Below are 25,218 nucleotides of genomic sequence, written 5' to 3'. Positions count from 1 at the left end.
CACCGGCTCAGTGCTTCTTGCCGTGGGTCAGGTTGTCCATCTGAGAGGACGTGTCGGCGGCGTTCCGCTTGTCCTGACGCTTCTCCTTGATGGACTTCCCGCTGGCCTTCTTGGTCATCGACTGTCGCGGCGATTTGTCACCCATGGCGTGCGCTCCGCTCATCGGGAGCCTGGACGGCTCCGTGAGGCGACGCTACGCGCACGGCGCCCTCCCGGGAGCCCGTGGCGCCGCGGGCGCACCGCGAGTCCGCCGCACCTGGCCTTCCGGCGTTCACCCGCGCGGGTGGACCTGGGGCTCGTCGTCCACAGGAAGCCGGCGGGAGGCGGCGCCGGACTGACCCGTTCTCTTACAGTCCGCCCGTGGCGACGGCACTCGACGTGGTGGACGGCGAGGTCCGCGAGCTCATCCGCCGCCGCGGACTGGACCCCTTCACCGATCCCGGGCCGGTGCGGCTGCTGGTGCGCGACGTCGTCGCGGACTACTCGGAGCGGTCGCTGACCTCGGCGCTGCCGCCGATCGGCGACCCGGAGTCGGTCGTGCGCGACGTGCTGGACCGGGTGGCCGGTTTCGGACCGCTGCAGCGCTACCTCGACGACCCGGAGATCGAGGAGATCTGGGTCAACGAGCCCGGGCGGGTGTTCATCGCCCGGCGGGGTCGTTCGGAGCTGACGACGACGATCCTGGCGCCCGGCGAGCTGGCCGACCTGGTGGAGCGGATGCTGCGCACCTCGGGTCGACGGATCGACATGTCGACCCCGTTCGTGGACGCGACCATGCCGGACGGCTCGCGGCTGCACGTCGTCATCCCGGACATCACCCGCCGGCACATGGCGGTGAACATCCGCAAGTTCGTGCTGCAGGCGCACTCGCTGGACGAACTGATCGCGCTGGGCACGATCACGGTGCAGGCGGCCCGGTTCCTGGAGGCGGCGATCGCTTCGGGCCTCAACGTGCTGGTGTCCGGGGGGACCCAGGCCGGCAAGACCACGCTGCTCAACTGCCTGTGCGCGGCGATCCCGGCGCAGGAGCGGGTGATCACCTGCGAGGAGGTCTTCGAGCTGCGGGTGCCGCTGCCCGACGTCGTCTCGATGCAGACCCGCCAGCCCAACCTCGAGGGAGCCGGGGAGATCCCGCTGCGCCGGCTGGTCAAGGAGGCGCTGCGCATGCGGCCCTCGCGCATCGTGGTCGGCGAGGTGCGGCAGGAGGAGTGCCTTGACCTGCTGATCGCGCTCAACTCGGGCCTGCCGGGCATGTGCACGCTGCACGCCAACAGCGCGCGCGAGGCCGTGGTGAAGATGTGCACCCTGCCGCTGCTGGCCGGCGAGAACATCGGGACGGCGTTCGTCGTCCCCACGGTGGCGGCCAGCATCGACCTCGTGGTGCACGTGGGCACCGACCCGTCCGGTCAGCGGCGGGTGCGTGAGATCGTGGCGCTGCCGGGCCGGGCCGAGGGCGGCGTCATCGAGACCGCCGACGTGTTCACCAGCCGGGACGGGCGGCTGGTACGCGCCGACGGGTACCCGCCGCACCCCGACCGGTTCGCCGCGCGCGGCTTCGACCTCGCCGGGTTGCTGGCATGACGGAGCACCTGAGATGACGGAGTCCGGGGCGCTGCTCGGTTTCCTGTTCGGCCTCGGGCTGCTGCTGGTCTGGCGCAGCGGCCCGCGCGCGCCGCAGCCGTCGACGTCCGCGAAGCGGCCGGGCAGGTACGCGCAGTTGCTGGCCGCCGCCGGCCTCACCGGGATCAACACCGCGCAGCTGGTGGCGTTGCAGGTGGCGCTCGGCCTGATCGTGCTGGTGGCGGTCCTGCTGGCCACGAGCACGGTGACGGTGAGCCTCGCGTTCGGGTTGTTCGGGTTCGCGCTGCCCTACGCACAGGTGCGCCGGCTGGCGACCAGGCGACAGGCCGACCTGCGCGAGGTGTGGCCCGAGGTGGTGGACAACCTCTCGTCCGCGGTGCGCGCCGGTATGTCGCTGCCGGAGGCCCTGGTGGCGCTGAGCACCCGGGGGCCGGAGGTGCTGCGGCCGCCGTTCGCCCGGTTCGCCGCCGGCTATCGCTCCAGCGGTCGCTTCAACGCCGGGCTGGACACGCTCAAGGACGACCTCGCCGACCCGGTGGGCGACCGCATCGTCGAGACGCTGCGGGTGGCCCGCGAGGTGGGCGGCACCGACCTCGGGCGGGTGCTGCGCACGCTGGCCACCTTCCTGCGCGAGGACGCCCGGGCCCGCGCGGAGCTGGAGACCCGGCAGGGCTGGGTCGTGTCGGCCGCGCGGCTGGCCGTGGCGGCGCCCTGGATCGTGCTCCTCCTGCTGGCCACGCAGTCGACGACGCTGGCCGCCTACGACTCGGCCATGGGCACGGTGATCCTCGTCGGCGGGGGCGCGGTCTGTCTGGTGGCCTACCGGTTGATGCTGCGGATCGGGCGGCTGCCCGTGGACGTGCGGGTGCTCCAGTGAGTCCCGCGCTGACCGGCATGCTGCTCGGCCTGGTCGCGGCCGGCGGGCTCATCCTGGCGGTCCGGTTCGCTCCGCCGTTCCGGTCGGTGCGGCTGGTCGACCGGCTCGCGCCCTACGTGCACGACACCCCGCCGCCGTCGCGGTTGCTGGGCACGGTCACCGAGCCGGGTCTGCTGCTCGCCGTCCGGCGGGTGTTCGGCCCGGCCATCGGTGACGGCGCCCGCCTGGTCGACCGGTTCGTCGGCGGGCGGGCGGCGGTGCGCCGTCGGCTGGACGCGCTGAGCGGCGACATGACCGTCGAGGACTTCCGCGTCGAGCAGGTGGTGTGGGGCGGACTCGGGCTGCTGGCCGGCCTGGTCGCCGTCGGCGTGGGGACCGTGGCCGCCGGCAGCATCAACGTGCTCAGCGCCGGGCTGGTCTGCGTGGCCGGGCTGGTCGGCGGCGTGCTCGGCCGCGACTGGTGGCTGACGCAGGAGGTGAACCGGCGCGAGGAGCTGCTGCTCGCGGAGTTCCCGGTGGTCGCCGAGCTGCTCGCCCTGGCGGTGACGGCGGGGGAGAGCCCGACAGCGGCGATCGCGCGGGTAACCCGGCTGTCCGGTGGCGAACTGGCCCGCGAGCTCGGCAACGCACTCGGCCGCGCCCGCGCCGGCGTGCCGCTGACCGAGGCGCTGCAGCAGGTCGCCGACCGGACCTCGCTGGACGAGCTGGCCCGGTTCATCGACGGGTTGCTCGTGGCCATCGAACGCGGCACCCCGCTGGCCGAGGTGCTGCGCGCCCAGGCCGCCGACGTCCGGGAGGCCGGCAAGCGCCGGCTGCTCGAGGCCGGAGGACGCAAGGAGATCGCCATGATGGTGCCGGTCGTCTTCCTCGTCCTGCCGGTCACCGTTCTCTTCGCCCTGTTCCCGGGGCTGATCAGCATCGTCTCGCTGGCGCAATGAGCCGGCGGACACGGAGGAAGGACGCATCATGCGCCCGTTCGCACACCTGACGGCGGCACTCGCTGCCCTGGCGGCCCGGTACCGGGCCGACGATCCCGAGCGGGGTGACGTGCCCGGCTGGGTCATGATCACCGTGATGACGGCGGCGCTCGTTCTCGCCATCCTCATTCCCTTCCGGACGGCGATCGTCGACGCGGTGACCAACGCTCTGACGTCCGTCACGAGCGGTGGCTGAGGAACCTCAGCCTGCTGACGACGGCGAGCGCGGGAGCGCCGTCGTCGACTTCGTGCTGGTCTCGATGCTGATCGTGGCGCTGCTGCTGGCGGTGCTGCAGGTGGCGGTCTATGCCCACGTGCGCAACGTGGTGGTGGCCAGCGCGCAGGAGGGCGCCCGGTTCGCGGCCAACGCCGACGTCGACTCGGCATCGGGCGCGGCGCGCACGCTGGACGTGGTCTCGCGGGCGACCACCCAGCGGACCGCCGAGGGGCTGGCGTGCACGTCGGGGGAGGAGACCGACCCGAGCGGCCTGACCGTGGTGGTCGTCCGCTGCGCGGGGTCGGTGCCCTCTCTGCTGTCGGCGCTGGGGAACCTGCTGCCGCTGGAGGTCAGCGGACGTGCGGTGAAGGAGGGCGCGTGAGGTGGCTGCGCGCCCGGCTCGGGCAGATCGAGGGCGAGCGCGGCTCGGCGCTGGTCGAGTTCGTGTTCATCGCGCTGGTGGTGTTCGTGCCGTTGGTCTACATCGTGGCCGGGTTCTCGGCGGTGCAGCGCGGGGTGTTCGCGTCGACGGCGGCGGCGCGGGAGGCCGGCCGGGCGCTGGGCACGGCGCCCGATCTGGCGACCGGTGAGGTGCGGGCGCAGCGGGCGGTGGAGTTGGCCGTGGAGGACCAGGCGGTGCAGGCGACCGACGTGCGGCTGGAGTACGCACCGCGGGGTGCGGACTGCGACGCGGCCGGCACGTACCTACCGACGCTGACGCCGGGAGAGGAGTTCTCCGTCTGCGTGACGGTGACGGTGCGGATCCCGATGCTGCCGGAGTTCATCGAGTCCAACACGGCGACCGGCCAGTTCGTCGTCGAGCGCGACCGCTACGTCGACGGCTGAGCGGCCGCTCAGTCGTCGAGCGAGCGGACCACCCATGTGAGGCCCGCGAACACCCCGCTCGTCGCTGCCGAGCGCAGCGCGGTGGCTCCGCCCGTCGAGCGGGCGGAGCCCAGGGCGGTCAGCGCGTCGGCGACGTTCATCGCGGTCGCGACGGCCAGCGCCCGGTTGGTCTCCTCCCGGGTGCGGGCGGAGAAGGTCCACGCGGCGATCGCGAGCATGCGGGTGCCGAACAGGCGGATCAGCTGCGTGCTGTGCGGGGAAGGGGGGACGCCGTAGGCCGACCCGATCACCCGGGGCGCCAGGAGGCCGGTGACCCCGAAGGCGAAGGCGCTGCCGCCCAGCACCTGCACCCACTGCGGTCTGGACAAGCCGAGTGCGGTCGCGGCCATGTCGGAGCTCCTCTGCGATCGGATCGGAGTGGCGTGGCGTGGCGTGGCGTGGCGTGGCGTGGCGTGGCGCACGCAGCAGGGTCCTCTCGCCGGCGTGCGACGCACAGGGGTTCCGTCGCGGCAGCGGCGCATTCCTCGTGCCGGCTACGGCGACCTCGACGTGACGCGTCCGATGGCGCGTCGCGGCTGGGAGGATTCGGTCATGGCGGTTCGCGACGCGCAGACGATCGACACCATCGCCCGGTCGCCCGAGGGGGTGCTGACCCTCGCGCTGACCGAGGACCGCGCCTACACGCCGCTCAGCACGTCGGTGCTCGCCGAGGAACTGCGGTCGAAGCTGAACGCCTACATCTACGCGGTGAAGACGGACCAGATCGCCGAGCGGCAGGACGGCGAGCCGGCCGTCGTCCTCCTGTACACGGTGAGCGAGCCGCCGCAGGAGATTCTCGACGTCCTCCGCGCCGCCGGTCACGTGCTCTCCTCGATGGGCGTCTCCGTCGACTGGCGCCTGCTCGAGGACGCCCCCGTCCGCGACCACACCGAGGTGCTGCGCGAGATCGCCGTCGGACTCACGCAGGCCGTTCCGGACACCTGGACCCACCTGCGCTACGTCGCGACGTGCATCGGGGACCGCCGCCGCGACCGGCTCACCGCCGAGACCCCGGAGGGGCGGCAGGACCTCCAGGGCGCTCCGAACCCCGTCCGCGCGGCCGTCGAGGAGCTCAAGCAGCTGATGTGGACGCCGGAACGCGGCACCTGGCTCGAACTGGACTTCACCATCGACCGCGCGGCCGGGCAGCTCAAGCCCGGGTTCAACTACAGCCTCGAACCCGCCGGAGAACTGCTGCCGGCGGAGGTCTACGCCGAGGAGCTGCGCCGGTTCCCGCGGCTGCCGGCATCGGTTCCGGACTGGCTGGCCGAGCGGGTGGCTCAAGCCGGCTGACTCAGTCGCGGTCGCGGTCGGGCGGGTCGGAGTCGGGAGGGTCGAACGTGACGTGCACGTTCTGGAAGCCCTTCAGCCGCTCGGACTTCGCCTTGCCGGTGTAGCTGCGCCGGTCGCCGGGCGTGAGGTCGACCGCGTCGGTGAACGGGGTGAGCAGCGCGCGCGGGTAGAGCCGGTCGACGCGCACCACGTTGATCTCCACGCACAGGACGCCGACGACCGCCGCCAGGTACAGGAACGCCAGCAACCCGATGACCAGGGCGAACACCCCATTCACGGCGCTGGCGCTGTCCATGACCCGGCTGACGAAGGTGACGCCGAAGGTCTGCAGCACCTGCCAGAAGACGGCGGCGAGCACTGCTCCGGGGAGTACGTCCCGCACCGTGAGGCGCCGGGTGGTGGCCAGCCGGAAGGCGAAGGTGAAGACCGCCGCGTTGATCAGGACCGAAGCGAGCAGGATCAACGCGCGGACGGCCATGCCCAGGGATCCCGCCACCCCTGCGCCCAGCGTGGCCAGCGTCGTCGTCCCGATGACCGCCAGCCCGGCGGTGGCCAGCAGCACCAGGCTGCGACCCCGGGCCAGGATCGGATTGGGCCGGTTGTTGCGCGGCACCGTCCACGCGATGTTCATCGTGTGCTGCACGGCCTGGGCGACCCCGAGCGCGCCGTACAGCGCGCCGAGCACGCCGACGACGACGCCGAGCGTCCCGCCACCGAGGCCCTGCGGCTCGCCCAGCTGGTCGCCGACGACGGGGAGCTGACTGAGCGCCGAGTCGATCAGCCGCTCCTGCAACTCCGGGTTCCCGGCCAGCACGGTGCCGAGGATCGTCGTAGCGAGCAGCAGCAGCGGGAACAGCGAGACGAACGCGTAGTAGGTGATCAGCGCGGCCAGGAACGGGCCGGAATCGTCGACGTACTTGTAGACGACGGCGATGGGGAAGCCGGCGGCCGGATGGCGGCGCTGCAGACGGTCGAGCCGGTCCACGAGAGCCACGGGCGCAGTCGATCACGTCCCGCGCGCGACCGCCCGTGGACCGGCAGACGTTCCCGCGGGAACGTCAGGTGAGGACGACGAGGCGCTGGGTCGCCCGGGTCATCGCGACGTAGCGGTCCACGGCTCCCTCGATGCCGGAACCGAGCGCCTCCGGGCGCACCAGCACGACGAGGTCGAATTCCAACCCCTTCGCGAGCACCGGCGTCAGCGAGCGCACGCGCTCGGTACCGGAGAACGTCGGGTCCCCGATGACGCACCCGACACCTTCGGCGTGCTCGGCGAGCCAGTCGTCCAGCACGGACTCGAGATCGGCCACCGACGCGTGCAGCACCGGCACCCCGCTCGACCGGATCGACGTCGGCACGTTGGCGTCCGGCAGCGCCGCCCGGATGACCGGCTCCGCCTCGGCCATCACCTCCGCAGGCGTCCGGTAGTTGATGGTCAGCGACGCCGGCCGCACGTTCCGCACCCCGACGCGCTGCAGCCGCTCCTCCCATGACTCGGCGAAGCCGTGCCGCGCCTGCGCCCGGTCCCCGACGATCGTGAAGCTCCCCGACGGGCAGCGGAGCAGCAGCATCTGCCACTCCGCGGCGGTCAGCTCCTGCGCCTCGTCCACCACGACGTGCGCGAACGGCCCGGCCAGCGGATCCCGCTCGGCGGTGGGCAGCGCACCCTCGTCCACCAGGGCATCGCGCAGGTCGCCGTGCCGCAGCGACGTCATCAGCAGCAGCTCCGAGTCGTCGGCCTGGATGAGCTCGTCGATCACCCCGGACATCCGCTCCCGCTCCCGGGCGTCGGCCGCCCGCTGCGCTCGTCGCCGTCGCTCCACCCCCGGATCCCCGAGCCGCTGCCGCGCGGCGTCCAGCCACGGGAGGTCCGACTCCGTCCACGCGGCGGCGTCGGCCCGCTGCAGCGCCCGCACCTCGTCCGCCGAGACCCACGGCGCGCACCGCCGTAGGTACGCCGGCACCGACCACAGGTCAGCCACCAGATCGGTCGCCTCGATCAGCGGCCAGGCCCGGTCGAAGGTCGCCCGCAGCTCCCGCTCCTGGTCCAGGAACACCCGCACCTCGTCGGGGGAGGCGTCCTCGTCGTCCACCTGGTCGAGCAGCATGGCGAGCAGCTCCTCCCAGACCCGCTCGCGCGCCTCGTTGTGCGGAGTGCCGGGGTCGGGAGCCTCGAACGCCTCCGCCCAGTCGTCCGCGGTGATCCGGAGGTCCGACCACGGCGTCTCGACCGTGAGACCCCGGCTGGGTGGCTCCTCGTAGAAGCGGACGGCCGCCTCGATCACCTCACCCACCCGCGCCGTCGCCTTCAGCAGGGCTACCTCGGCCGAGGTCTCGGCGCCGGCCGCCGCTCCTTCGGCGACGAGGTCGCGCAGCGTCGCCGTCCGCACCCCCTCCTCGCCGAGGCTGGGCAGCACGTCGGAGACGTAGGCCAGGTACGGCTCGTGCGGCCCGACGAACAGCACGCCGCCCCGGTCGTGCCCGACGCGGGGATCGGCGTAGAGCAGGTACGCGGTGCGGTGCAGCGCGACGACGGTCTTCCCCGTGCCCGGGCCGCCGTCCACCACGAGCGCCCCGGGCGAGTCCGCGCGGATGATCGCGTCCTGGTCGGCCTGGATGGTGCCGAGCACGTCACGCATCCGCGGCGAGCGGTTGCCGCCGAGCGACGCGATGAACGCCGACTGGTCGTCCAGCGCGGCGTGCCCCTCGAGCCCGTCGGGAGTGAACACCTCGTCCCAGTAGTCGGTGATCCGGCCACGGGTCCAGCGATACCGGCGGCGGCTGACCAGCCCCATCGGGTTCGCGTGGGTCGCGGCGAAGAACGGCTCGGCCGCGGGGGAGCGCCAGTCGACCAGCAGCCGGCGCCCCGTGCTGTCGGTCAGCCCGAGCCGGCCGACGTAGACCGGCTCGTCGTCGGTGGCCACGATCCGCCCCAGGCACAGGTCCAGGCCGAAGCGGCGCAGGGTGCGCAGCCGGGCGGTCAGCCGGTGGATCTCGAGGTCGCGGTCGAGCGCGGCCTGGCCGTCACCGCCCGGGGAGCGGCGCTCGGCGTCGAGGCGCCCCGAGAGCTCGGCGATGGAGTGGGCGAGGCTCCCGGCGATGGCGGCGAAGTGCTGCTCGTCGGCGGCGATCAGCGCCGGATCGGCCTTGGCGGCGAGGGTGTCGGGAAGGGTGAACGTGCTGGTGGTCAGCGGTTCCACGGCATCAGCTCCCATCTGGAGGAGCGCGACCCTAGAACGAAAAATTCGACCTCATGAGGCTTGACCAGAACTGCTACAAAGAGAGTGGCGAGAGGTCAGGGCGTGTAGATGCTCTCCAGCTCGGTGACCACGCCGTCATCGCTCCGGAACCGGGTGTAGCCCGCGACGTCCGCGTCGGTCGAGACCCAGTACGTGCCGCCCAGCTCGGCGACGTCGTCGACCTCCACGGTCTCCATCGTCATGAGGTCCAGGTAGCTCACCGTCGCCGAGCCGGCGACGTGCAGGCCGAGGGCCTGCCGGTCGGGATTGCGCACGTAGTAGTCGTTGCACCACGCGTAGCCGTCGTTCGGGACGCCGTCCTGGCGGCAGGCCGCCGCGGCGTCCTCGCCCTCGAACCACTCGACCAGGTCGACGGTGAAGCGGTCGTGCCCGACCGAGTGCAGCATGCCGACGTACTCGCCGTCGGCCAGCCGCTGCGCGGTTGCCGGCCGGGTGCCGCGGACCTCGTCCATCGACGCGACGACGAACCGGGAGCCCGTCCACTCGTAGGTCACCGTGCCCCAGTGGCCGGGGCAGCAGTACGGGTCGTCCCCGGCGACCGTCGGGCCGCTGAGGGTGACCGTCGTCCCCTCGGTGGTCACGTCCGCCTGGGGGTGGAACAGGTCGTCCCCGAGGACGCCGAGCAGCCGGGGCTGCGGCGTCGTGACGTCGAAGACGACGACGTGGTTCGCGCGGGTCGACGTCGGCGCGGGGCAGATGACCTGCACGAGCACCTCGCCGGCGCCGTCGCCCGTCACGTCGACGGCGGTGGTCTGCACGGTTTCGGCGTCCCACGCCTCGGCGGGGAAACCGTCGGCGACCCACTGTTCGCGGGGGTAGCAGTCGAGCGCTCCGTACGCCGCGCCCTTCCAGTCCACCGTCCCGGTGGAGGAGGCGGTCCCGTCCGCCGGAGCGGCGACGGCAGGCAGTGCGGTCTTCGCCTGGCCCTTGTCCGGCAGGGCGGGCTGGGCGTCGGCGTCGCAACCGGTCGTCAGCACGACGGCGGCGAGCGCAGCGGCGGCGACGGCGGTGGTCCGGAGACGGCGGACGCGCGGGGCGGGGGTCACGCCTTCCCATCGGGACGCGGGCCCCCCGGATTGACGAGGTCTCACCCCTCGGGGTGAGTCGGCCGCGACGCGCCGTTTCCGACCCCGACCACCGCGCGTGACCTCCGCGCACGACCGGGTGTCACCCGGTCGGGTGGCGGGACGGTTCCGCGTCGCTGCGCGTCGACCTGCGCCTCTACGTTGCGGAGGTGCGCAACCGTGCCGCCGCCTTTCTCGGCCTGCCGGCACTCGTCCTGGCCGCGATCGTCGGCTGCGGTGCCGACGACGAGGCACGCCCCGAGGCGGGGGTGGAGGTCGCTCTCCCCTCCTACGACCCGCCCGACGGCGCACCCGGCTTCTGCGCCGACCTCGCGTCGACCCGTGAGCTCGGCGCCCTGCCGACGTCCATGGGTGCCCTGGCGGCCGGCCCGGACGTCGAGGCGCGGACCCAGGTCAGCCGCGCGGTGCGGGAACTGCGCGACGTGCTCTCCGACATCCGGGACGACGGCGACCACGACGACCTGGCGGCGGCGCTCGACGGCGTCGTCACCGCGCTCGGTCAGGTGATCGAGGGCGAGGCGACCGACCAGGTGCGCGCCGCCGTGACCAGCGGACTCGAGCAGGTCGGCGCGACGGCGCAGCCGGTGTGCGGGTTCCCGACATGACGCGCTGGTCCCTCGTGCCGGTGGCGCTCCTCCTGCTGTCGCTGCTCGGCATCCCCGGAGCCGCTGCCGCGCCTGCGGAGGGCGGAACGGCGCTGTGCGCGTTCGACCCGGTCCGCGGCGGAGTGCCCGTGACGTTCCCGGTGCGGGCCTGCGTCGACGGCTCCGCGATGACGCTGCACAACGACCGGAGCCGGCCGGTCGTCGTCCGGCCGCTCGGCGACGTCGGTGCCCCTGTCCGCCTGCGCAGCGAGAACAGCGCCGTCGCCGCCGTCGTCCGGCTGACCTCCGGCGGGCCGGAGGTGCTGCTGCCCGGCGAGGTCGCCCGCTGGCCGCTGGGGGCGGGCACCGGCTTCCTGACAGTCGGGCCGATGCCCGTCACGGCCGCGCCCGAGATGGCCGGCCGCCTGCGCGAGGTGCTCGACGACGTCCGCGAGGAGCCGGCGGCCGGAACGCTGCGGCGGTCCGTCGCGGGGCTGGTCGGTGACGTCCAGGCGGCCCTGCGCGCGCGGGAGGCGTGCACGGAGGGTCGCAACTTCCTGGGGACGACGGCCTGCGACGTGGCGGCGGCGACCGCGATCGGCGCGGCCACGGCTGCCCGCCTCGACCGTGCCACCGCCGGGGAGGTGCTGCCCGCCCTGCTCGACGCCGAGGCCTGGGACGAGTGGGCGGCGGTCGATCCCGACTGGCCCGATGCGCCCGAGGGCACCCTGTGGCAGCTGCCGGCGCCCGTGCCCGCACCGCCCGTCCTGCCCGCGCCGGCGGCGGGCACGCCGACGCCGGCTGCCGGAACGGATGCGGCTCCCGCGCCGACCCGGACCCACGCGCCGGCCCCAGCTCCCGCGCCTCCGCCTCCTCCAGCTCCCGCCCCGGCTCCGTCCCAGCAGCGGGCGGCGACGGGGGGCGACTGGCAGGACTGGGTCGAGTGGTACCGCCAGCAGCAGACCCGGGACGACGACCGGGACCGGGACGCGGACCGGGGCCACGGCAACGGCCGTGGCAATGGCGGCGGCAACGGGAAGGGCCGCGGGAACGGCGGATGAGCACGGGTGGCCGCGGGAGTCCCGCGGCCACCCGCCCAGGAGTCAGCCGCCCCGGTTCACCTGGGCCTCGACCACGCCCCGGACCGCGGTCCGGAGAGCCTCGTCGGAGGTGTTGCCCGACTCCAGCGCGGTGCGCGCGGACTCGGGCAGCAGGCTGCCGTCCACGGTGTCGAGCCAGGTCACGTTCTCGTCGACGCGCTGACCCACCTGCAGGCCGTCACCGTCACGGCGCAGCACGTACTGCTCGCCGTCGATATCGATCGTCATGTCGTCGGTCATGACCGCCCCCTACCCCTGCGGGCGCCGTTCCTATGCCGTCGGGCCGGAACTCGCCCGGCCGGCCGGTGCGCCAGGATGCCCCCGTGGACGAGGAGTGCTGCGAGATCGTGATCACCGACGCCGACCCGGAGCGGCTGGTGGCGCTCACCCGCACGCTGGTGGAGGAACGGCTCGTGGCCTGCGGCCAGCAGGTCGCGCCGATCCGGTCCATCTACCGCTGGGACGGCGCCGTGCACGACGAGCCGGAGGCGCGGGTGGCGCTGCACACCCGGCGCTCGCTGGTGGACGCCGTCGTGGCCCGGGCGATCGAGCTGCACGCGTACGACGTGCCGTGCGTGCTGGCGCTGCCGGTGGTCGGAGGCAACCCCGCGTACCTGCGCTGGATCCGCGAGGAGACGCGGGCCGCGGATGCGGCCCCCCATTCGGGGTGACCGCCCCCGCCGTCGTGGTGTGGCGCGGGTCACCGGTGTCGATGCTGCAGTGCAGGGACGCCGCGGGGTGCGTCCACGACAGCGGGAGGTCCCAGTGCGCCCACAACCGGGTGGTGACGACCCGACCCTCGCTGCGCCCCGGCACGAACGCGACGACGCACGGGACGCCGCCCTCGTGGCATCGGTGCTGGACGCGCTGCCCTCGCCGACCGTCCTCATCGACGAGGACGGCACCCTGCTCCTCACCAACTCCGCGTGGGACGCGATGGCCGACCTCGTCGGGGGCGACCTGCTCGTCCGGGTCGGTGGCAACTACTTCGCGATGGTGCTCGACATGAAGGACGACGCCACCAACCGCACGCTCATCAGCACGCTGAACGAGCTCTCCCGCGGCGAGCGCCGATGGGTGTCCTCGGACTACGCGCTGCCCTACAGCGACGGGGTCATCTGGTTCCACCTGCAGGCGTCCCGGGTGGGGGAGAGCGGCCGCATCGTGGTCACCCACACCGACGTGACCTCCCGCGTGCGGGCCGAGCGCGCCTCGTCGTGGCGGGCCCGGCACGACCACCTCACCAACCTGCCCAACCGGGCCTACCTGCACGAACTGATCGACGCGGAGCTGCAGCGGCCCGAGGGCCCGCCGGTCGCCGTCCTCTTCCTCGACGTCGACGGCTTCAAGGCCGTCAACGACTCCCTCGGCCACGACGTCGGCGACCAGCTGCTGCGCGAGCTGGCCGGCCGGCTCACGGACGGCACGCGGGCCGAGGACACCGTCGGCCGGCTCGGCGGCGACGAGTTCGTCGTCCTGTGCCGTGACTGCGACGTCGACGGCGCCGAGATGCTGGCCCAGCGCTTCCAGAGCACCTTCGACCAGCCCTTCGAACTCGGCGGCCACGCGGTGCGGCTCAGCGCCAGCATCGGCATCGCCGCCGTCGGGCGGTCCGGCGGACCGTCGGTCCGCTCGACCGACCTCGTCCGCGACGCCGACCTGGCGATGTACGCGGCCAAGGCGGCCGGCCGCAACCGCGTCCGGCACTTCAGCCCGGATCTGAGGTCGGCCGCGCAGCAGAGGATGCAGCTGGCCTCCCAGCTGCGCGAGGCCATCGAGGGCGACCAGCTGGTCCTGCACTACCAGCCGGTTCTGCACCTGCCCTCCGGCGAGTGCACCGGCGTCGAGGCCCTCGTGCGCTGGCAGCACCCCGAGCGCGGCCTGCTGCCGCCGTCGGAGTTCGTGCCCCTGGCCGAGGAGCACGACCTGATCGTGCCGCTGACCCGGTGGGTGCTCGCCACCGCGACCCGGCAGGCCGCCGCCTGGGACGCCGCCGGATTGCCCCTGGTGGTCGGCGTCAACATCAGCGCTCACCACTTTCCCGCCGGCACGCTGGTGCAGGACGTCGCCCACGCCCTGGCGGTCTCGGGGCTGCCCCCGGAGCGGCTGGTCCTGGAACTCACCGAGACCAGCGTGGCGGAGGACCCCGCGCTGGCCGCCGCCCAGTTCGCCCGGCTGCGGATCTCCGGGGTCGAGGTCTCGATCGACGACTTCGGCCGGGGCTACTCCTCGCTCAGCCAGCTGATCTCGCTGCCCGTGGGGGTGCTCAAGATCGACCGCAGCCTGGTCGTCGGTGTCGACGGCCGGATGAGCGAGGCGGCGGCAGCCATCGCGGCGGTCGTGAGCCTCGCCTCGGCCTTCGGGATGCGCACCCTCGCCGAGGGTGTCGAGACGGAGGAGCAGCTCGCCGTCGCCACCGAGCTCGGCTGCTCGTTCGCGCAGGGCTACCTCATCGCCCGGCCGATGCCGGCCGGCGAGCTGGCCGACTGGCTGCACGCCCGGGCGCTCGTCGGCGTGCACTGACGGACGGGCTCGGTCAGCCGGGCTCGCCGCGCGCCTTGCGGCGCACGATGACGCCGATGTCCACGACCGCCACGGCCGCGAAGAAGAGCAGCACGATCGCCGGCCACACCGGCAGGTCGGTGAGCAGCCAGCCGATCCCGCCCAGCGTGCAGACGACGAGGCCGAACAGGGCCAGGATCAGCCGCAGGGTGAGCGCGGACTGCGCCGGTGCCGCACCGGCGAAGCCCGCCGTCGGGTCGTGGTGGTCGGGCAGTCCCCGGGCGTAGTCCTCCCGGGATCGGGGTTCACGGGGCTCGCTCATGCCACGGATGCCTACCCGGGAGGAGAGCGCACTACCCTGGGTCGACGTGGCCGCAGACTTCTCCGTCGTACTCGACGAACTCAACACGACACTGAAGTCCATCGAGGCCGTCCTCGACGTGGACGACCTCCGCCAGGAGATCTCCGACCTGGAGCAGCAGGCCGCCGCGCCCGACCTCTGGAACGACGTCGAGGCAGCTCAGGCGCTCACCTCCCGGCTGTCCTTCCTGCAGGGCACGCTGCGCCGGGTCGAGGAACTGCGCAGCCGACTCGACGACGTCGCCCTGATGCACGAGATGGCGGCCGAGGAGGGCGACGACGACACCCTCGCCGAGACCGAGCGGGAGCTGGACAGCATCCGCTCGGTCATCGACGAGCTCGAGGTCCGCACGCTGCTCAACGGCGAGTACGACGCCCGCGAGGCGCTGGTGACCATCCGCTCGGAGGCCGGCGGCGTGGACGCCGCCGACTTCGCCGAGATGCTCATGCGCATGTACCTGCGCTGGGCCGAGCGGCACAAGTACCCCACCGAGGTCTACGACGTCAGCTACGCCGAGGAGGCGGGCATCAAGTCCGCGACCTTCGCGGTGAAGGTGCCCTACGCCTACGGCACCCTCTCGGTCGAGCAGGGCACCCACCGGCTGGTGCGCATCTCGCCGTTCGACAACCAGGGCCGCCGGCAGACGTCGTTCGCCGGGGTCGAGGTGCTGCCGGTCGTCGAGCAGACCGACCACGTCGAGATCCCCGAGAACGAGATCCGGGTCGATGTCTTCCGCTCGTCCGGTCCCGGCGGGCAGAGCGTGAACACCACCGACTCCGCCGTCCGCATGACGCACATCCCGACCGGCATCGTCGTCTCCTGCCAGAACGAGAAGTCGCAGATCCAGAACCGTGCCGCCGCACTGCGAGTGCTCCAGGCCCGGCTGCTCGTCGTCCGCCAGCAGGAGCAGAAGGCGGAGATGGACGCGCTCAAGGGCGAGGGTTCCAGCTGGGGCAACCAGATGCGCTCCTACGTGCTGCACCCGTACCAGATGGTCAAGGATCTGCGCACCGAGCAGGAGAGCGGCAACCCCGGGGACGTGCTCGACGGCGGGATCGACGCCTTCATCGAGGCCGGCATCCGCTGGCGCCGCCAGCAGGAGGCCCCCGCCGCCTAGCGGCGCCTCCAGGTGGTCGTTGCAGTGGCTGTAGGAGACGTCACTCCGGCGGGCTGATCCGGGCCGGATCTCGACCCAGCGTCACCGGTGTCCTGCGGCTTTGCCGGGGACGGTCACGGACGGCGAGAACGAGCCTCGCGAGTTCCGTGGCGAACGCCCGGTCGAGGGCCCTCTTGCTAGTACCGTGGCGCCTCGTGATCGAAATGCAACACGTCACCAAGCTCTATCCGGCCAGCGGCCGGCCGGCCCTGGACGACGTGTCGACGGAGATCGACAAAGGCGAGTTCGTCTTCCTCATCGGCTCCTCGGGTTCGGGCAAGTCGACGTTCCTGAGGCTGCTGCTGAAGGAGGAGGAGCCGACCTCCGGCACGATCAAGGTGAACGGCAAGGCGCTGAACACCATGAGCAAGTGGAACGTGCCCAAGCTCCGGCGCACCATGGGCTGCGTCTTCCAGGACTTCCGCCTGCTGCGCAACCGCACGGTGGCCCAGAACGTGGCGTTCGCCCTGGAGGTCATCAACAAGCCCCAGCGCACCATCCGCCGGGTGGTGCCCGAGGTGCTGGAGATGGTCGGCCTGGAGGGCAAGGCCAACCGGCTGCCCGGTGAGCTCTCCGGTGGTGAGCAGCAGCGGGTGGCGATCGCCCGCGCGTTCGTGAACCGTCCGCTGGTGCTGCTGGCCGACGAGCCGACCGGCAACCTGGACCCGGAGACCAGCGAGGGCATCATGCTGCTGCTCGAGCGGATCAACCGCACCGGCACCACGGTGATCATGGCGACGCACGACTACCACATCGTCGACTCCATGCGCCGCCGCGTCATCGAGCTCAACGGGGGACAGCTGACGCGCGATCAGTCGCGCGGCGTCTACGGCGTGGGTCGATGAGCGGCCTGGCCCGCCGCTGACAGCCTTCCTCCGACCTCCACGACAGGAGATCCATGCGCGTCAACTTCGTGCTCTCCGAGGTGGCCACCGGGCTGCGTCGCAACCTGACCATGACGGTCGCGATGATCCTGACGACGGCCATCTCGCTCGGTCTCATGGGCACCGGCCTGCTCATCGCCGGGATGATCTCCGACATGAAGGAGATCTACTACGACAAGGTCCAGGTCTCCATCTTCCTCGCCGAGGGTGTGACCGAGGAGCAGCGCCTCGCCATCGAGACCAAGCTGGACGCCTCGTCCGAGGTGAAGAGCTACATCTACGAGAACAAGGACGAGGCCTACGAGCGCTTCCAGCAGCAGTTCAGCCAGCAGCCCGAGCTGGTGCAGAACACGCCGCCGGACGCGCTGCCGGAGAGCTTCCGCGTCGAGCTGATCAACCCCGAGCGCTACCCGGTCATCGCCGAGCAGTTCCCGAACGGCGAGAACGGCGTGGACCAGGTCCGCGACGAGGGTGACTTCCTCGACCGCCTGTTCAGCCTGCTCAACGGGGCCCGCAACGCCACCATCGCCGTGGCGGTGGTCCAGGCGCTGGCGGCGCTGCTGCTGATCTCCAACACCATCCAGCTGGCCGCGTTCAACCGCCGCAACGAAACGAACATCATGCGGCTGGTGGGCGCCTCGCGCTGGTACACGCAGCTGCCGTTCATCCTCGAGGCCGCCGTCGCCGGCCTGATCGGCGCGCTGCTCGCCGTCGGCGGACTGGTGCTGACCAAGATCCTGTTCGTCGACCGGACGCTGTCCGGGCCGATCAAGGCCGGCATCATCCCGCCGGTCGACTGGGGGCAGATCGCCCTCATCAGCCCGATCATCGCCGCCGCCGGTGTCGGCCTGGCCGGCGTCGCCGCCTACGTGACGCTGCGCCTGTACGTCCGCCTGTAGTTCCGGTCGAGATCTGCACACTCGCCCTCATCCGGCCGCTGATGCGGGCGAGTGTGCAGATCTCGTCGTTCCGCGGGGGCAAGATCGGCATGGCAAGTAACCTGGGGCCATGCCGCGGGAACAGGGGCGCAAGTTCATCGCCCAGAACAAGAAGGCGCGGCACGACTACTCGATCCTCGACACCTTCGAGGTGGGCCTGGTGCTCACCGGCACCGAGGTGAAGAGCCTGCGGGCCGGCCGGGCCTCGCTCGTCGACGGCTTCGCCTCGATCGACGACGGCGAGGTGTGGCTCCAGCACGTCCACATCCCCGAGTACGTGCAGGGCACCTGGACCAACCACGCCCCTCGCCGCAAGCGCAAGGTGCTCATGCACCGCAGCGAGATCGACAAGCTGCTCGGCAAGATCAAGGAGGGCGGGCTCACGCTCGTCCCGCTGGACCTGTACTTCAAGGACGGCAAGGTCAAGGCCACCCTCGCGCTCGCGAAGGGCAAGAAGTCCTACGACAAGCGGCACGACCTCGCCGAGCGCGACTCGCGCCGCGAGATCCAGAAGGCGTTCGGCCGGTACGTGAAGGGCCGCCGCTGATCCTGCGGTGAACGCGTCGGGCATCCCGTCCGTTGACCGCAGCCGCCGTGCAGCAGCGCAGCCGCGGTGTGCGCCGGCTCTGCTGCCGCGCCGCGGCTCCGGTGGGCGACGCCTACGGTGAGCGCATGCGGGGAATGGCCTACGACCGGTTCGGGGACGACGACGTCCTGGCGTTGCGCGACGACCTTCCGGAGCCGCCCGTCGGGCCGGACGTGGTGCTCGTGCGCGTGCACGCGGCGGGAGTGAACCCCGTCGACCTGGGCATCCGGGCCGGCGGGCTGGCGAACTTCTTCCCGCACAACTTCCCGATCATCCCCGGCTGGGACGTCGCCGGCGTCGTCGAGGCGGTCGGCCCCGCGGTGGTCGCGTTCGCCCCCGGCGACGAGGTGTTCGGCTACGTCCGCCGCGACGACGTCCAGTGGGGGACGGCCGCGGAACTGGTCCCTGCGCCCCAGCGCTGTCTGGCGCACAAGCCCGCATCGCTCTCCTTCGCGGAGGCCGGCGCACTCCCGCTCGCCGGGCTGACCGCCTACCAGGCGCTGACCGAGGCGCTCGACGTCGGCGAGGGCGACCGGGTGCTCGTCCACCGCGCCTCCGGCGGAGTGGGGTTCAACGCCGTGCAGATCGCCGTGGCCCTCGGCGCGCACGTCATCGGGACGGCGAGCCCGCGCAACCACGGGTTCCTCCGGGACGCCGGCTGCGCCGAGGTGATCGACTACTCGGCCGGGCCGATCAGCGCGCAGCTGTCCGAGCCGGTCGACGCCGTCCTCGACCTGGTCGGCGGGGCCACCCTCGCGGACGCGCCGAAGCAGGTGCGGGACGTCTCGCGCATCGCCTCGGTGGTCGACCCGGCGGTGAACGGGATGGGCGGCCGCTACGTGTTCGTGCGCCCCGAGCAGCACGACCTCGAGGAGCTCGGCCGGATGGCCGACGCCGGACAGCTGCGGGTCCCGATCGCCAAGGCCTTCCCGCTCGAGGACCTGGTCGCGGCGCACCGCCTGGTCGGCGAGGGACACGTGCGGGGCAAGGTCGTGGTCACCCTCCGATGAGCCTCCGGCCACCCGCGGACGACGAGGACGTCCCCCGCTTCTGGCGCGAGCTCGGGCTGCCCGGGCTGATCGACGTGCACGTGCACTTCCTGCCCGAGCGTGTGCAGGCGAAGGTCTGGGACTACTTCGGGATGGCCCGCGACCACTACGGCACCGCCACCTGGCCCATCACCTACAAGCTGTCGGTGGAGGAGCGGCTCGCCGTCCTCGAGCGGCTGGGTGTCCGGGCGTTCTCGACGCTGCCCTACCCGCACAAGCCGGGCATGGCCGCATGGCTCAACGAGTGGTCGGCCGAGTTCGCCCAGGGGCGCCCCCAGGTGCTGCAGTCCGCGACGTTCTACCCCGAGCCCGGGGTGACGGAGTACGTGGCGGACGCGCTCGACCGTGGCGCCCGGCTGTTCAAGGTGCACGTCCAGGTGGGCGCCTTCGACCCACGCGACCGGCAGCTCGACGACGTCTGGGCCCGCCTGGAGGAGACCGGCACCCCGGTGGTCATCCACTGCGGCTCGGGGCCGCTGGCCGGCGAGCACACCGGGCCGGTCCCGATGCAGGGCCTGCTCGAGCGGTACCCGCGCCTGCAACTGGTCATCGCTCACCTCGGGATGCCCGAGTACGGGGAGTTCCTCGATCTGGCGGAGCGGTACGAGCGGGTGCACCTGGACACCACGATGTTCGCGACCGACTTCACCGAGCGCGGGAGCAACGCCTTCGACCGGACCGAGCTGCCGAGACTGTCGGACCTGGGGGCCAAGGTGCTGCTCGGCAGCGACTTCCCCTCGATCCCGTACCCGTACGCCCACCAGCTCGAGGCGCTGCACCGGCTGGACCTGGGGGAGGAGTGGCTGCGCGCCGTCCTCTGGGAGAACGGCGCCCGCCTGTTCGGATTGGAGGGCTGATGCCCGGCTTCACGTTCACCGCGACCGTCCTGGGGACGCCGGACCCGCGCGGTCTGGCCCGCTTCTACCAGCGGATGCTGGGCTGGCCGCTGCGCGACGACACCGACGAGTGGGCGACGCTGCGGCCGGCCGACGGCGGTACCGGGCTGTCCTTCCAGCTGGAGCGCGACCACGTCCGGCCGGTGTGGCCACCCGAGCCGGGCACCCAGCAGATGCAGCAGCACCTCGACTTCCTGGTCGAGGACCTGGCGGCCGCGACGGCCACCGCGCTGGAGGCCGGGGCGGAGCAGATCGGTGGGTACGACGACCCCCGCGAGCTGGTGCGCATCTTCGCCGATCCCGCCGGGCACGTCTTCTGCCTGTTCGTCCGTACCTGACTCGCCTAATCTTGCCGCCCGTGCCCGCGCTGTCGACCCTCGCCCAGGGCTACACCGTCCGCCCGCTCGCCTCCGACGACGTCCCGGCCGTGGCCGAGCTGCTGGCCGCCGCCGAGGCGCAGGACGACACCGGTGAGTTCCCCGACGCCGACGACGTCCGCGAGTGGTGGACCGGCTGGGGGCTGGAGTTCGGCCGCGACGCCCTGGCGGTCGTCGACGCGGACGGCGGGCTGGCCGGCTTCGCGACGGTCATGGCCTCGCCGACCTTCCGCGACGTGTACTACGTCTACCTCGAGGGCCGGGTGCGGCCGGACGTCCGCGGGCGAGGCATCGGGCGGGCGCTGCTGGGCTGGCAGCTGGCGCGCGGCGGCGAGCTGCACCGCGAGCGGCACCCGGAGGTGCCGGGCCGGTTGATGGTCGAGGTCCACGCCACGTTGCCCGCGCTCGAGCGGCTGGTCGCCGGTGCCGGCCTGACCGCCGAGCGCTGGTACCGCCAGATGGTGCGCCCGCTGGACGCGCTGCCCGACCCGCGCGCCGTGGACGGCGTGCGGCTGGTGCCCTTCGACCCGGCGCTCGACGACGAGGTGCGGCGGACCTACAACGTGGCGTTCGCCGAGCACCACGGCACGAGCGAGCGGGACGCCGAATCGTGGCGGCGGCTCTACACCGGCACGCGCTCCTTCCGCCCCGACCTCTCGGTGCTCGCGATCGGGGACGACGGCGTCGTCGGCTTCGTGCTCGCGTCGGTGTTCGAGGCCGACACCGCGGCCCGGGGCTACCGCGAGGTGCACTACGGCCAGATCGGCGTCCTGCCCGCGGGCCGGGGCCGGGGGCTCGGCTCGGCCATGATCGCCGCCGCACTGCGCGAAGCGGCCGCGCACGAGTGCGCCACCGCCGCGCTCGACGTCGACAGCGACAACGTGACCGGCGCGCTGCGGCTCTACGAGGGACTCGGGTTCCGCACCGTGCGCTCCCGCGTCGCCTGGTCGACCGCTCTGCCCCCGGCCGCGGGTGGCTAGGGTGCGGCACATGGTCAGCGCCGATCCGTCCACCGCCGCCCTCGACCCCCGGCAGATCGCCCGGGCGCACCGCGCCGTCGAGCTCCTGCACTCGCACGTCTACTTCGCCCCGGAGACCGAGCAGCACCTGACCGGGGCCGGGCTGCGCCCGGGCCGGATGTGCTACTTCGCCGGCCGGTCCGCGGCCATGGGCGCGGTCGGTGCGGGCACGGTGACGGCGACGTTCTACAACTTCTCGCCCGCCCTCGTCGCCCGCACGATCCCCGAGGCGTGGACCCTGGCCACCCCCGAGCAGGTGCTCGCTGCCCGCCTCGACGCCGCCCGCGCGTCGCTCACCCGCCTGCTCGGCGACGCGGCGTCCTCCCCGGAGGTCGCCGAGCTCGGTGAGCTGCTCCGCGAGGCCACCACGGTCCTGACGCCGGAGGGCCGCGCGCTCTACGCCGGCCACGCCGACCTGCCCTGGCCCGAGGAGCCGGTGCTGGTCCTGTGGCACGGCGCCACGCTGCTGCGCGAGCACCGCGGTGACGGGCACATCGCCGCGCTGCTGCACTCCGGGCTCTCCGGGCTGGAGGCGCTGGTCACCCACACCGCCATGGGTCGCGGGTTCACGCCCGAGGCGGCCAAGGCGACCCGTGGCTGGAGCGACGAGGAGTGGGCGGCCGGCGCGAAGGCCCTGGCCGACCGGGGGCTCCTCGACGACGCCGGCCTGACCGAGGAGGGCGTCGAGCTCCGGGCGCGACTCGAGGTGCACACCGACGCGCTCTCCGCGGACCCGTGGCTGTACCTCGGGCCCGAGCGCACCGCCCGGGTGGTCGAGATCGCCAAGGACCTCTCGCGTCGGCTGGTCGCCAACGGAGCGCTGAACGCTTCGGGGCTCGCCAAGGGCTGACCGCCGCCAGCGGTCGCCGCAGGTCACCGCGCTGCCTAGGGTCGCATCGTTCCCCACATCGGGAGGCGTGATGACCGCGACCGAGCGGCAGCCAGGCAAGCGCACCGACGTCGACGCCGCCTTCCAGGGGAGCGCCACCTATCGCAGTCTGGGGGAGCAGGAGCTCAGCCCGGCAGAGGAGCGGTTCGAGAAGGCGCGGCGCACGATCGGGCTCTTCCTCGCGCCGGTCGTCACGACCGTCTTCGCCCTCCTGCCGGTCGACCTCCCGCGCGACCAGCACCTCCTGGCGGCGGTCCTGCTGGGCGTCATCGTCCTGTGGATCACCGAACCGGTCCCGATCCCCATCGGTGGCCTGATCGGCGTCGGCGCGATCGTCGTGCTCGGGGTGGTGCCCGCGGACGACGCGCTGGCGCCGTTCGGGTCGACGACCGTCTTCACCTTCATCGGCGCGTTCATCCTGGCCGCGGCGATGCTCAAGCACGGGGTGGCCCGGCGGTTCGCGATGTTCATCCTGTCGCTGACGTGGGTCGGGGCCTCGACCGCGCGGGTGGTGATCGCGTTCGGGTTCATCACCGCGGTGCTGTCGGCGTTCGTGTCCAACACCGCCACCGTGGCCATGCTGCTGCCGACGGCGATCGGGATCCTGTCGGTCATCGCCAAGCTGCTGCAGGACAAGGAGCTGGTGAAGCCGGACTTCGACCCGCTGCGGCTGCGCGTCGGCGTCGCCCTGATGCTCATGCTCGCCTACGGCGCCGGCGTCGGCGGCCTGCTCACGCCGGTCGGCAGCCCGCCCAACCTGATCGGCCGCGGGCTGATCGAGGAGGCGACCGGTGAGCGGATCGGCTTCCTCGACTGGATGCTGATGGCCCTGCCGATCTGCGCGCTGATGTTCGTCGCGCTGACGATCATCCTGCTGCTGCTCAACAAGCCGGAGATCAAGCGGATCGAGGGCGTGCACGAGTACGTCTCGAAGGAGCGCGCGGAGATCGGGCCCTTCTCGGGTGCCGAGCGGAACACCCTCATCGCCTTCGGCGTGACCGTCGCGCTGTGGATCTTCCCCGGGATCATCGCGCTGACCGCCGGCACCGAGTCCGACCTCTACGCGACCATCAGCGACCGGCTCGACGAGGGCATCGTCGCCGTCCTCGGCGCTTCCCTTCTCTTCCTGCTGCCCACCGACTGGAAGTCGCGGGAGTTCACCCTCAACTGGAGCGACGCGGCGAAGATCGACTGGGGCACGATCCTGCTGTTCGGGACCGGGATCATCTTCGGCTCGCTGCTGGCGAGCACCGGCCTGGCCGAGACGATCGGCGAGGCGTCGGCGGACTCGCTGGGCCTCACGAGCACGCTCGCGATCACGGTCTTCGCGGTGATCCTGGCGATCATCATCAGCGAGACGACGAGCAACACCGCCTCGGCGGCCGTCGTCGTCCCGATCATCATCCCGGTGGCCGTGGCCGCCGGGATCAACCCGTTCGTGCCGGCCCTGGCGGCGACGTTCGCGGCGTCGTTCGGGTTCATGCTGCCGGTGTCGACGCCGCAGAACGCGATCGCGTACGGCTCGGGCGTCGTGCCGATCACGAAGATGATCCGCAGCGGCATCTCCTTCGACGTCCTCGGCGCCCTGCTGATCGTGCTGCTCCTGCCGGTCCTGGTCGACCTGGTGCTCGGCAGCGTCGGCTGAGCGCAGCCGCACGGATGACCACGCACTGGGCAGGTGAGGACGGCGTCGTCCGGTTGCCCGGCGGCGCCCTGGTGCGCGGCCGGCGACTGGGCGACGCCCCGAGTCCGGCCGACTTCACGGTCGTCCTCGGCAAGGGGCCGACGCCGCCGTGGCCGTTCCGCCGGGTGGAGTGGCGCGACTTCGGGCTGCCGCGGGATGGCGACGACCTCCTAGGCGCGCTGCGGGAGGCGCGGGACCGGTCGCTCGCCGGTGAGCGGGTCGAGGTGGCCTGCGCCGGGGGAGTGGGCCGCACCGGGACGGCGCTGGCGGCACTGGCCGTGCTCGACGGGATGGAGCCTGCCGCCGCCGTCGCATGGGTGCGGTCGGCGTACCACCGGCGGGCGGTGGAGACGCCGTGGCAGCGGTGGTGGCTGCGCCGCGTCTGCTGAGTGCTGGTCCGCTGACCCGGGCGCCTGGAGTCGCCACGGGCGACGCCCCCCGTCAGGGGGAACACGCCGGGGGCGCCTGCCGTTAGGCTGGGTGCACAACTACACAGGGGGTGAATGGTCTCGACTTCGGTCGTTGGACCAGGGGAAGCGAGCCGAGGAAGGCAACGATCATCTCGTTAACGATCCGTTGCAAAAAACACAAGCGCCGATTCCAATCAGCGCGACTTCGCTCTCGCTGCCTGATAGCAGCTAGGCGAGTCTGTCAGCCCGGGTTCGTCATCGGCCCGGATCCTGGCATCAGCTAGATGACTCACCGCACGTGCCGGTCGCGGGTGCGTGCGGGACACCACACAGCGACTGGGCCCGTCACGTCGACTTGTCTGCATGATCGACGGGGTCGAGCAGAGGCAACGCAGACTGCGCTCGGAGAAGCCCTGGTTGTGCGTCGAAGGACGCGGGTTCGATTCCCGCCACCTCCACCAGGGGTCTCGGCGAAATGCCGGCCCCCAAGTTGGCGAGAAGCCGGGGCCACCGCGGACAGCGGTGGTCCCGGCTTCGTCGTCTGCCCACGACACGCTCATCCCGTGGGTGCAGCTGTCGCACGCCGCGCGGTCCACTGGGCCTGCCGC

The 25,218-nt window shown here is 72.5% G+C and carries 29 protein-coding genes and 1 other RNA gene; 23 read left to right on the top strand and 7 right to left on the bottom strand.

Going from position 1 to position 25,218, the window contains the following annotated elements:
* Positions 1-7 precede the first annotated feature (7 nt).
* Positions 8-163 carry a hypothetical protein gene (locus BN344_RS20135; RefSeq protein ID WP_208091985.1) on the bottom strand — a complete coding sequence of 52 codons (156 nt, stop codon included), beginning with the start codon at positions 161-163 and terminating at the stop codon, positions 8-10.
* A 197-nt stretch (positions 164-360) separates the two neighbouring features.
* On the opposite strand from BN344_RS20135, the gene BN344_RS04905 reads away from it, so the two are divergent.
* The 6 genes from BN344_RS04905 to BN344_RS04880 are packed head-to-tail and all read left to right on the top strand — an operon-like array spanning position 361 to position 4,498.
* Complete coding sequence (locus BN344_RS04905) at positions 361-1,581, top strand: CpaF family protein (protein ID WP_040337195.1); 1,221 nt, start codon at positions 361-363, stop codon at positions 1,579-1,581.
* A gap of 13 nt (positions 1,582-1,594) precedes the next feature.
* Entirely contained in the window at positions 1,595-2,458 is an 864-nt protein-coding gene (locus BN344_RS04900) for a type II secretion system F family protein (RefSeq protein ID WP_040337194.1), read from the top strand.
* Positions 2,455-3,396: a type II secretion system F family protein gene (locus BN344_RS04895; RefSeq protein WP_040337193.1), complete on the top strand. Its 942-nt coding sequence runs from the start codon at positions 2,455-2,457 to the stop codon at positions 3,394-3,396. The genes BN344_RS04900 and BN344_RS04895 overlap by 4 nt, the downstream gene beginning before the upstream one ends.
* A gap of 28 nt (positions 3,397-3,424) precedes the next feature.
* Positions 3,425-3,631: a hypothetical protein gene (locus BN344_RS04890; RefSeq protein ID WP_040337192.1), complete on the top strand. Its 207-nt coding sequence runs from the start codon at positions 3,425-3,427 to the stop codon at positions 3,629-3,631.
* A complete protein-coding gene (locus tag BN344_RS04885) occupies positions 3,624-4,034 on the top strand; it encodes a TadE/TadG family type IV pilus assembly protein (RefSeq protein WP_051515557.1) in 411 nt (136 codons plus the stop codon). Before BN344_RS04890 ends, BN344_RS04885 begins: the two co-directional genes overlap by 8 nt.
* On the top strand, positions 4,031-4,498 hold the full coding sequence (locus tag BN344_RS04880; protein WP_051515556.1) for a hypothetical protein: 468 nt from the start codon (positions 4,031-4,033) through the stop codon (positions 4,496-4,498). Before BN344_RS04885 ends, BN344_RS04880 begins: the two co-directional genes overlap by 4 nt.
* A gap of 8 nt (positions 4,499-4,506) precedes the next feature.
* Here the strand turns inward: BN344_RS04880 and BN344_RS04875 are convergent, their stop codons facing one another.
* Positions 4,507-4,887 carry a DUF4267 domain-containing protein gene (locus tag BN344_RS04875; protein WP_040337191.1) on the bottom strand — a complete coding sequence of 127 codons (381 nt, stop codon included), beginning with the start codon at positions 4,885-4,887 and terminating at the stop codon, positions 4,507-4,509.
* Between the two features lie 202 nt (positions 4,888-5,089).
* Here BN344_RS04875 and BN344_RS04870 point away from each other — a divergent pair, with 202 nt between their 5' ends.
* The gene (locus BN344_RS04870; RefSeq protein WP_040337190.1) at positions 5,090-5,830 is read left to right on the top strand and encodes a DUF6572 domain-containing protein; all 741 of its coding nucleotides are present in this window, start codon (positions 5,090-5,092) and stop codon (positions 5,828-5,830) included.
* 1 nt (position 5,831) lies between these two features.
* Here BN344_RS04870 and BN344_RS04865 read toward each other — a convergent pair whose 3' ends face one another.
* The 3 genes from BN344_RS04865 to BN344_RS04855 all read right to left on the bottom strand — a co-directional run bounded on the left by BN344_RS04865 (position 5,832) and on the right by BN344_RS04855 (position 10,136).
* On the bottom strand, positions 5,832-6,824 hold the full coding sequence (locus tag BN344_RS04865) for a YihY/virulence factor BrkB family protein (RefSeq protein WP_040337189.1): 993 nt from the start codon (positions 6,822-6,824) through the stop codon (positions 5,832-5,834).
* A 64-nt stretch (positions 6,825-6,888) separates the two neighbouring features.
* Positions 6,889-9,030: an RNA polymerase recycling motor ATPase HelR gene (helR, locus tag BN344_RS04860; RefSeq protein WP_040337188.1), complete on the bottom strand. Its 2,142-nt coding sequence runs from the start codon at positions 9,028-9,030 to the stop codon at positions 6,889-6,891.
* A gap of 95 nt (positions 9,031-9,125) precedes the next feature.
* The gene (locus BN344_RS04855; protein WP_040337187.1) at positions 9,126-10,136 is read right to left on the bottom strand and encodes a hypothetical protein; all 1,011 of its coding nucleotides are present in this window, start codon (positions 10,134-10,136) and stop codon (positions 9,126-9,128) included.
* A 188-nt stretch (positions 10,137-10,324) separates the two neighbouring features.
* Here BN344_RS04855 and BN344_RS04850 point away from each other — a divergent pair, with 188 nt between their 5' ends.
* Together BN344_RS04850 and BN344_RS04845 are read left to right on the top strand one after the other, a co-directional pair.
* Positions 10,325-10,780 (top strand): hypothetical protein, encoded by a 456-nt coding sequence (locus tag BN344_RS04850; RefSeq protein WP_040337186.1) that lies wholly within the window; start codon positions 10,325-10,327, stop codon positions 10,778-10,780.
* Complete coding sequence (locus tag BN344_RS04845; protein ID WP_155858754.1) at positions 10,777-11,820, top strand: hypothetical protein; 1,044 nt, start codon at positions 10,777-10,779, stop codon at positions 11,818-11,820. The genes BN344_RS04850 and BN344_RS04845 overlap by 4 nt, the downstream gene beginning before the upstream one ends.
* A gap of 42 nt (positions 11,821-11,862) precedes the next feature.
* Here the strand turns inward: BN344_RS04845 and BN344_RS04840 are convergent, their stop codons facing one another.
* A complete protein-coding gene (locus BN344_RS04840; protein WP_040337184.1) occupies positions 11,863-12,099 on the bottom strand; it encodes a hypothetical protein in 237 nt (78 codons plus the stop codon).
* An 83-nt stretch (positions 12,100-12,182) separates the two neighbouring features.
* Here BN344_RS04840 and cutA point away from each other — a divergent pair, with 83 nt between their 5' ends.
* Positions 12,183-12,530: a divalent-cation tolerance protein CutA gene (gene cutA / locus BN344_RS04835; RefSeq protein ID WP_040337183.1), complete on the top strand. Its 348-nt coding sequence runs from the start codon at positions 12,183-12,185 to the stop codon at positions 12,528-12,530.
* 175 nt (positions 12,531-12,705) lie between these two features.
* Positions 12,706-14,382: a putative bifunctional diguanylate cyclase/phosphodiesterase gene (locus tag BN344_RS04830; RefSeq protein ID WP_231486497.1), complete on the top strand. Its 1,677-nt coding sequence runs from the start codon at positions 12,706-12,708 to the stop codon at positions 14,380-14,382.
* 13 nt (positions 14,383-14,395) lie between these two features.
* Here BN344_RS04830 and BN344_RS04825 read toward each other — a convergent pair whose 3' ends face one another.
* Positions 14,396-14,683: a DUF6343 family protein gene (locus tag BN344_RS04825; protein WP_040337182.1), complete on the bottom strand. Its 288-nt coding sequence runs from the start codon at positions 14,681-14,683 to the stop codon at positions 14,396-14,398.
* 46 nt (positions 14,684-14,729) lie between these two features.
* Here BN344_RS04825 and prfB point away from each other — a divergent pair, with 46 nt between their 5' ends.
* The 12 genes from prfB to ssrA all read left to right on the top strand — a co-directional run bounded on the left by prfB (position 14,730) and on the right by ssrA (position 25,071).
* On the top strand, positions 14,730-15,839 hold the full coding sequence (gene prfB / locus BN344_RS04820; protein WP_081788357.1) for a peptide chain release factor 2: 1,110 nt from the start codon (positions 14,730-14,732) through the stop codon (positions 15,837-15,839).
* Positions 15,840-16,042: 203 nt separating this feature from the next.
* Positions 16,043-16,723 (top strand): cell division ATP-binding protein FtsE, encoded by a 681-nt coding sequence (gene ftsE / locus BN344_RS04815; RefSeq protein WP_197022280.1) that lies wholly within the window; start codon positions 16,043-16,045, stop codon positions 16,721-16,723.
* Between the two features lie 53 nt (positions 16,724-16,776).
* Positions 16,777-17,661: a permease-like cell division protein FtsX gene (gene ftsX / locus BN344_RS04810; RefSeq protein WP_040337180.1), complete on the top strand. Its 885-nt coding sequence runs from the start codon at positions 16,777-16,779 to the stop codon at positions 17,659-17,661.
* Between the two features lie 109 nt (positions 17,662-17,770).
* Positions 17,771-18,247, top strand: coding sequence for an SsrA-binding protein SmpB (gene smpB / locus BN344_RS04805; RefSeq protein WP_040337179.1), 477 nt, complete (start codon positions 17,771-17,773; stop codon positions 18,245-18,247).
* Between the two features lie 125 nt (positions 18,248-18,372).
* Positions 18,373-19,296, top strand: a complete 924-nt coding sequence (locus BN344_RS04800) for an NADP-dependent oxidoreductase (protein ID WP_040337967.1) — start codon at positions 18,373-18,375, stop codon at positions 19,294-19,296.
* Complete coding sequence (locus tag BN344_RS04795; RefSeq protein WP_040337178.1) at positions 19,293-20,192, top strand: amidohydrolase family protein; 900 nt, start codon at positions 19,293-19,295, stop codon at positions 20,190-20,192. The genes BN344_RS04800 and BN344_RS04795 overlap by 4 nt, the downstream gene beginning before the upstream one ends.
* Positions 20,192-20,569 carry a VOC family protein gene (locus tag BN344_RS04790; protein ID WP_040337177.1) on the top strand — a complete coding sequence of 126 codons (378 nt, stop codon included), beginning with the start codon at positions 20,192-20,194 and terminating at the stop codon, positions 20,567-20,569. The genes BN344_RS04795 and BN344_RS04790 overlap by 1 nt, the downstream gene beginning before the upstream one ends.
* A gap of 20 nt (positions 20,570-20,589) precedes the next feature.
* Positions 20,590-21,588 carry a GNAT family N-acetyltransferase gene (locus BN344_RS04785; RefSeq protein ID WP_040337176.1) on the top strand — a complete coding sequence of 333 codons (999 nt, stop codon included), beginning with the start codon at positions 20,590-20,592 and terminating at the stop codon, positions 21,586-21,588.
* A 10-nt stretch (positions 21,589-21,598) separates the two neighbouring features.
* Positions 21,599-22,477, top strand: coding sequence for an SCO6745 family protein (locus tag BN344_RS04780; protein WP_155858752.1), 879 nt, complete (start codon positions 21,599-21,601; stop codon positions 22,475-22,477).
* A 70-nt stretch (positions 22,478-22,547) separates the two neighbouring features.
* Positions 22,548-24,161: an SLC13 family permease gene (locus BN344_RS04775; protein WP_040337175.1), complete on the top strand. Its 1,614-nt coding sequence runs from the start codon at positions 22,548-22,550 to the stop codon at positions 24,159-24,161.
* Between the two features lie 14 nt (positions 24,162-24,175).
* A complete protein-coding gene (locus BN344_RS04770) occupies positions 24,176-24,589 on the top strand; it encodes a protein-tyrosine phosphatase family protein (protein WP_040337174.1) in 414 nt (137 codons plus the stop codon).
* Between the two features lie 106 nt (positions 24,590-24,695).
* Positions 24,696-25,071, top strand: a transfer-messenger RNA (tmRNA) gene (ssrA, locus tag BN344_RS19420).
* Positions 25,072-25,218 lie beyond the last annotated feature (147 nt).

This window comes from Candidatus Blastococcus massiliensis AP3 (assembly GCF_000582785.1).
GTDB classification, from domain to species: Bacteria; Actinomycetota; Actinomycetes; order Mycobacteriales; family Geodermatophilaceae; genus Blastococcus; species Blastococcus massiliensis.
Note: the sequence above shows the minus strand (reverse complement) of the source record. Positions and strands in the feature narration are given on the sequence as shown.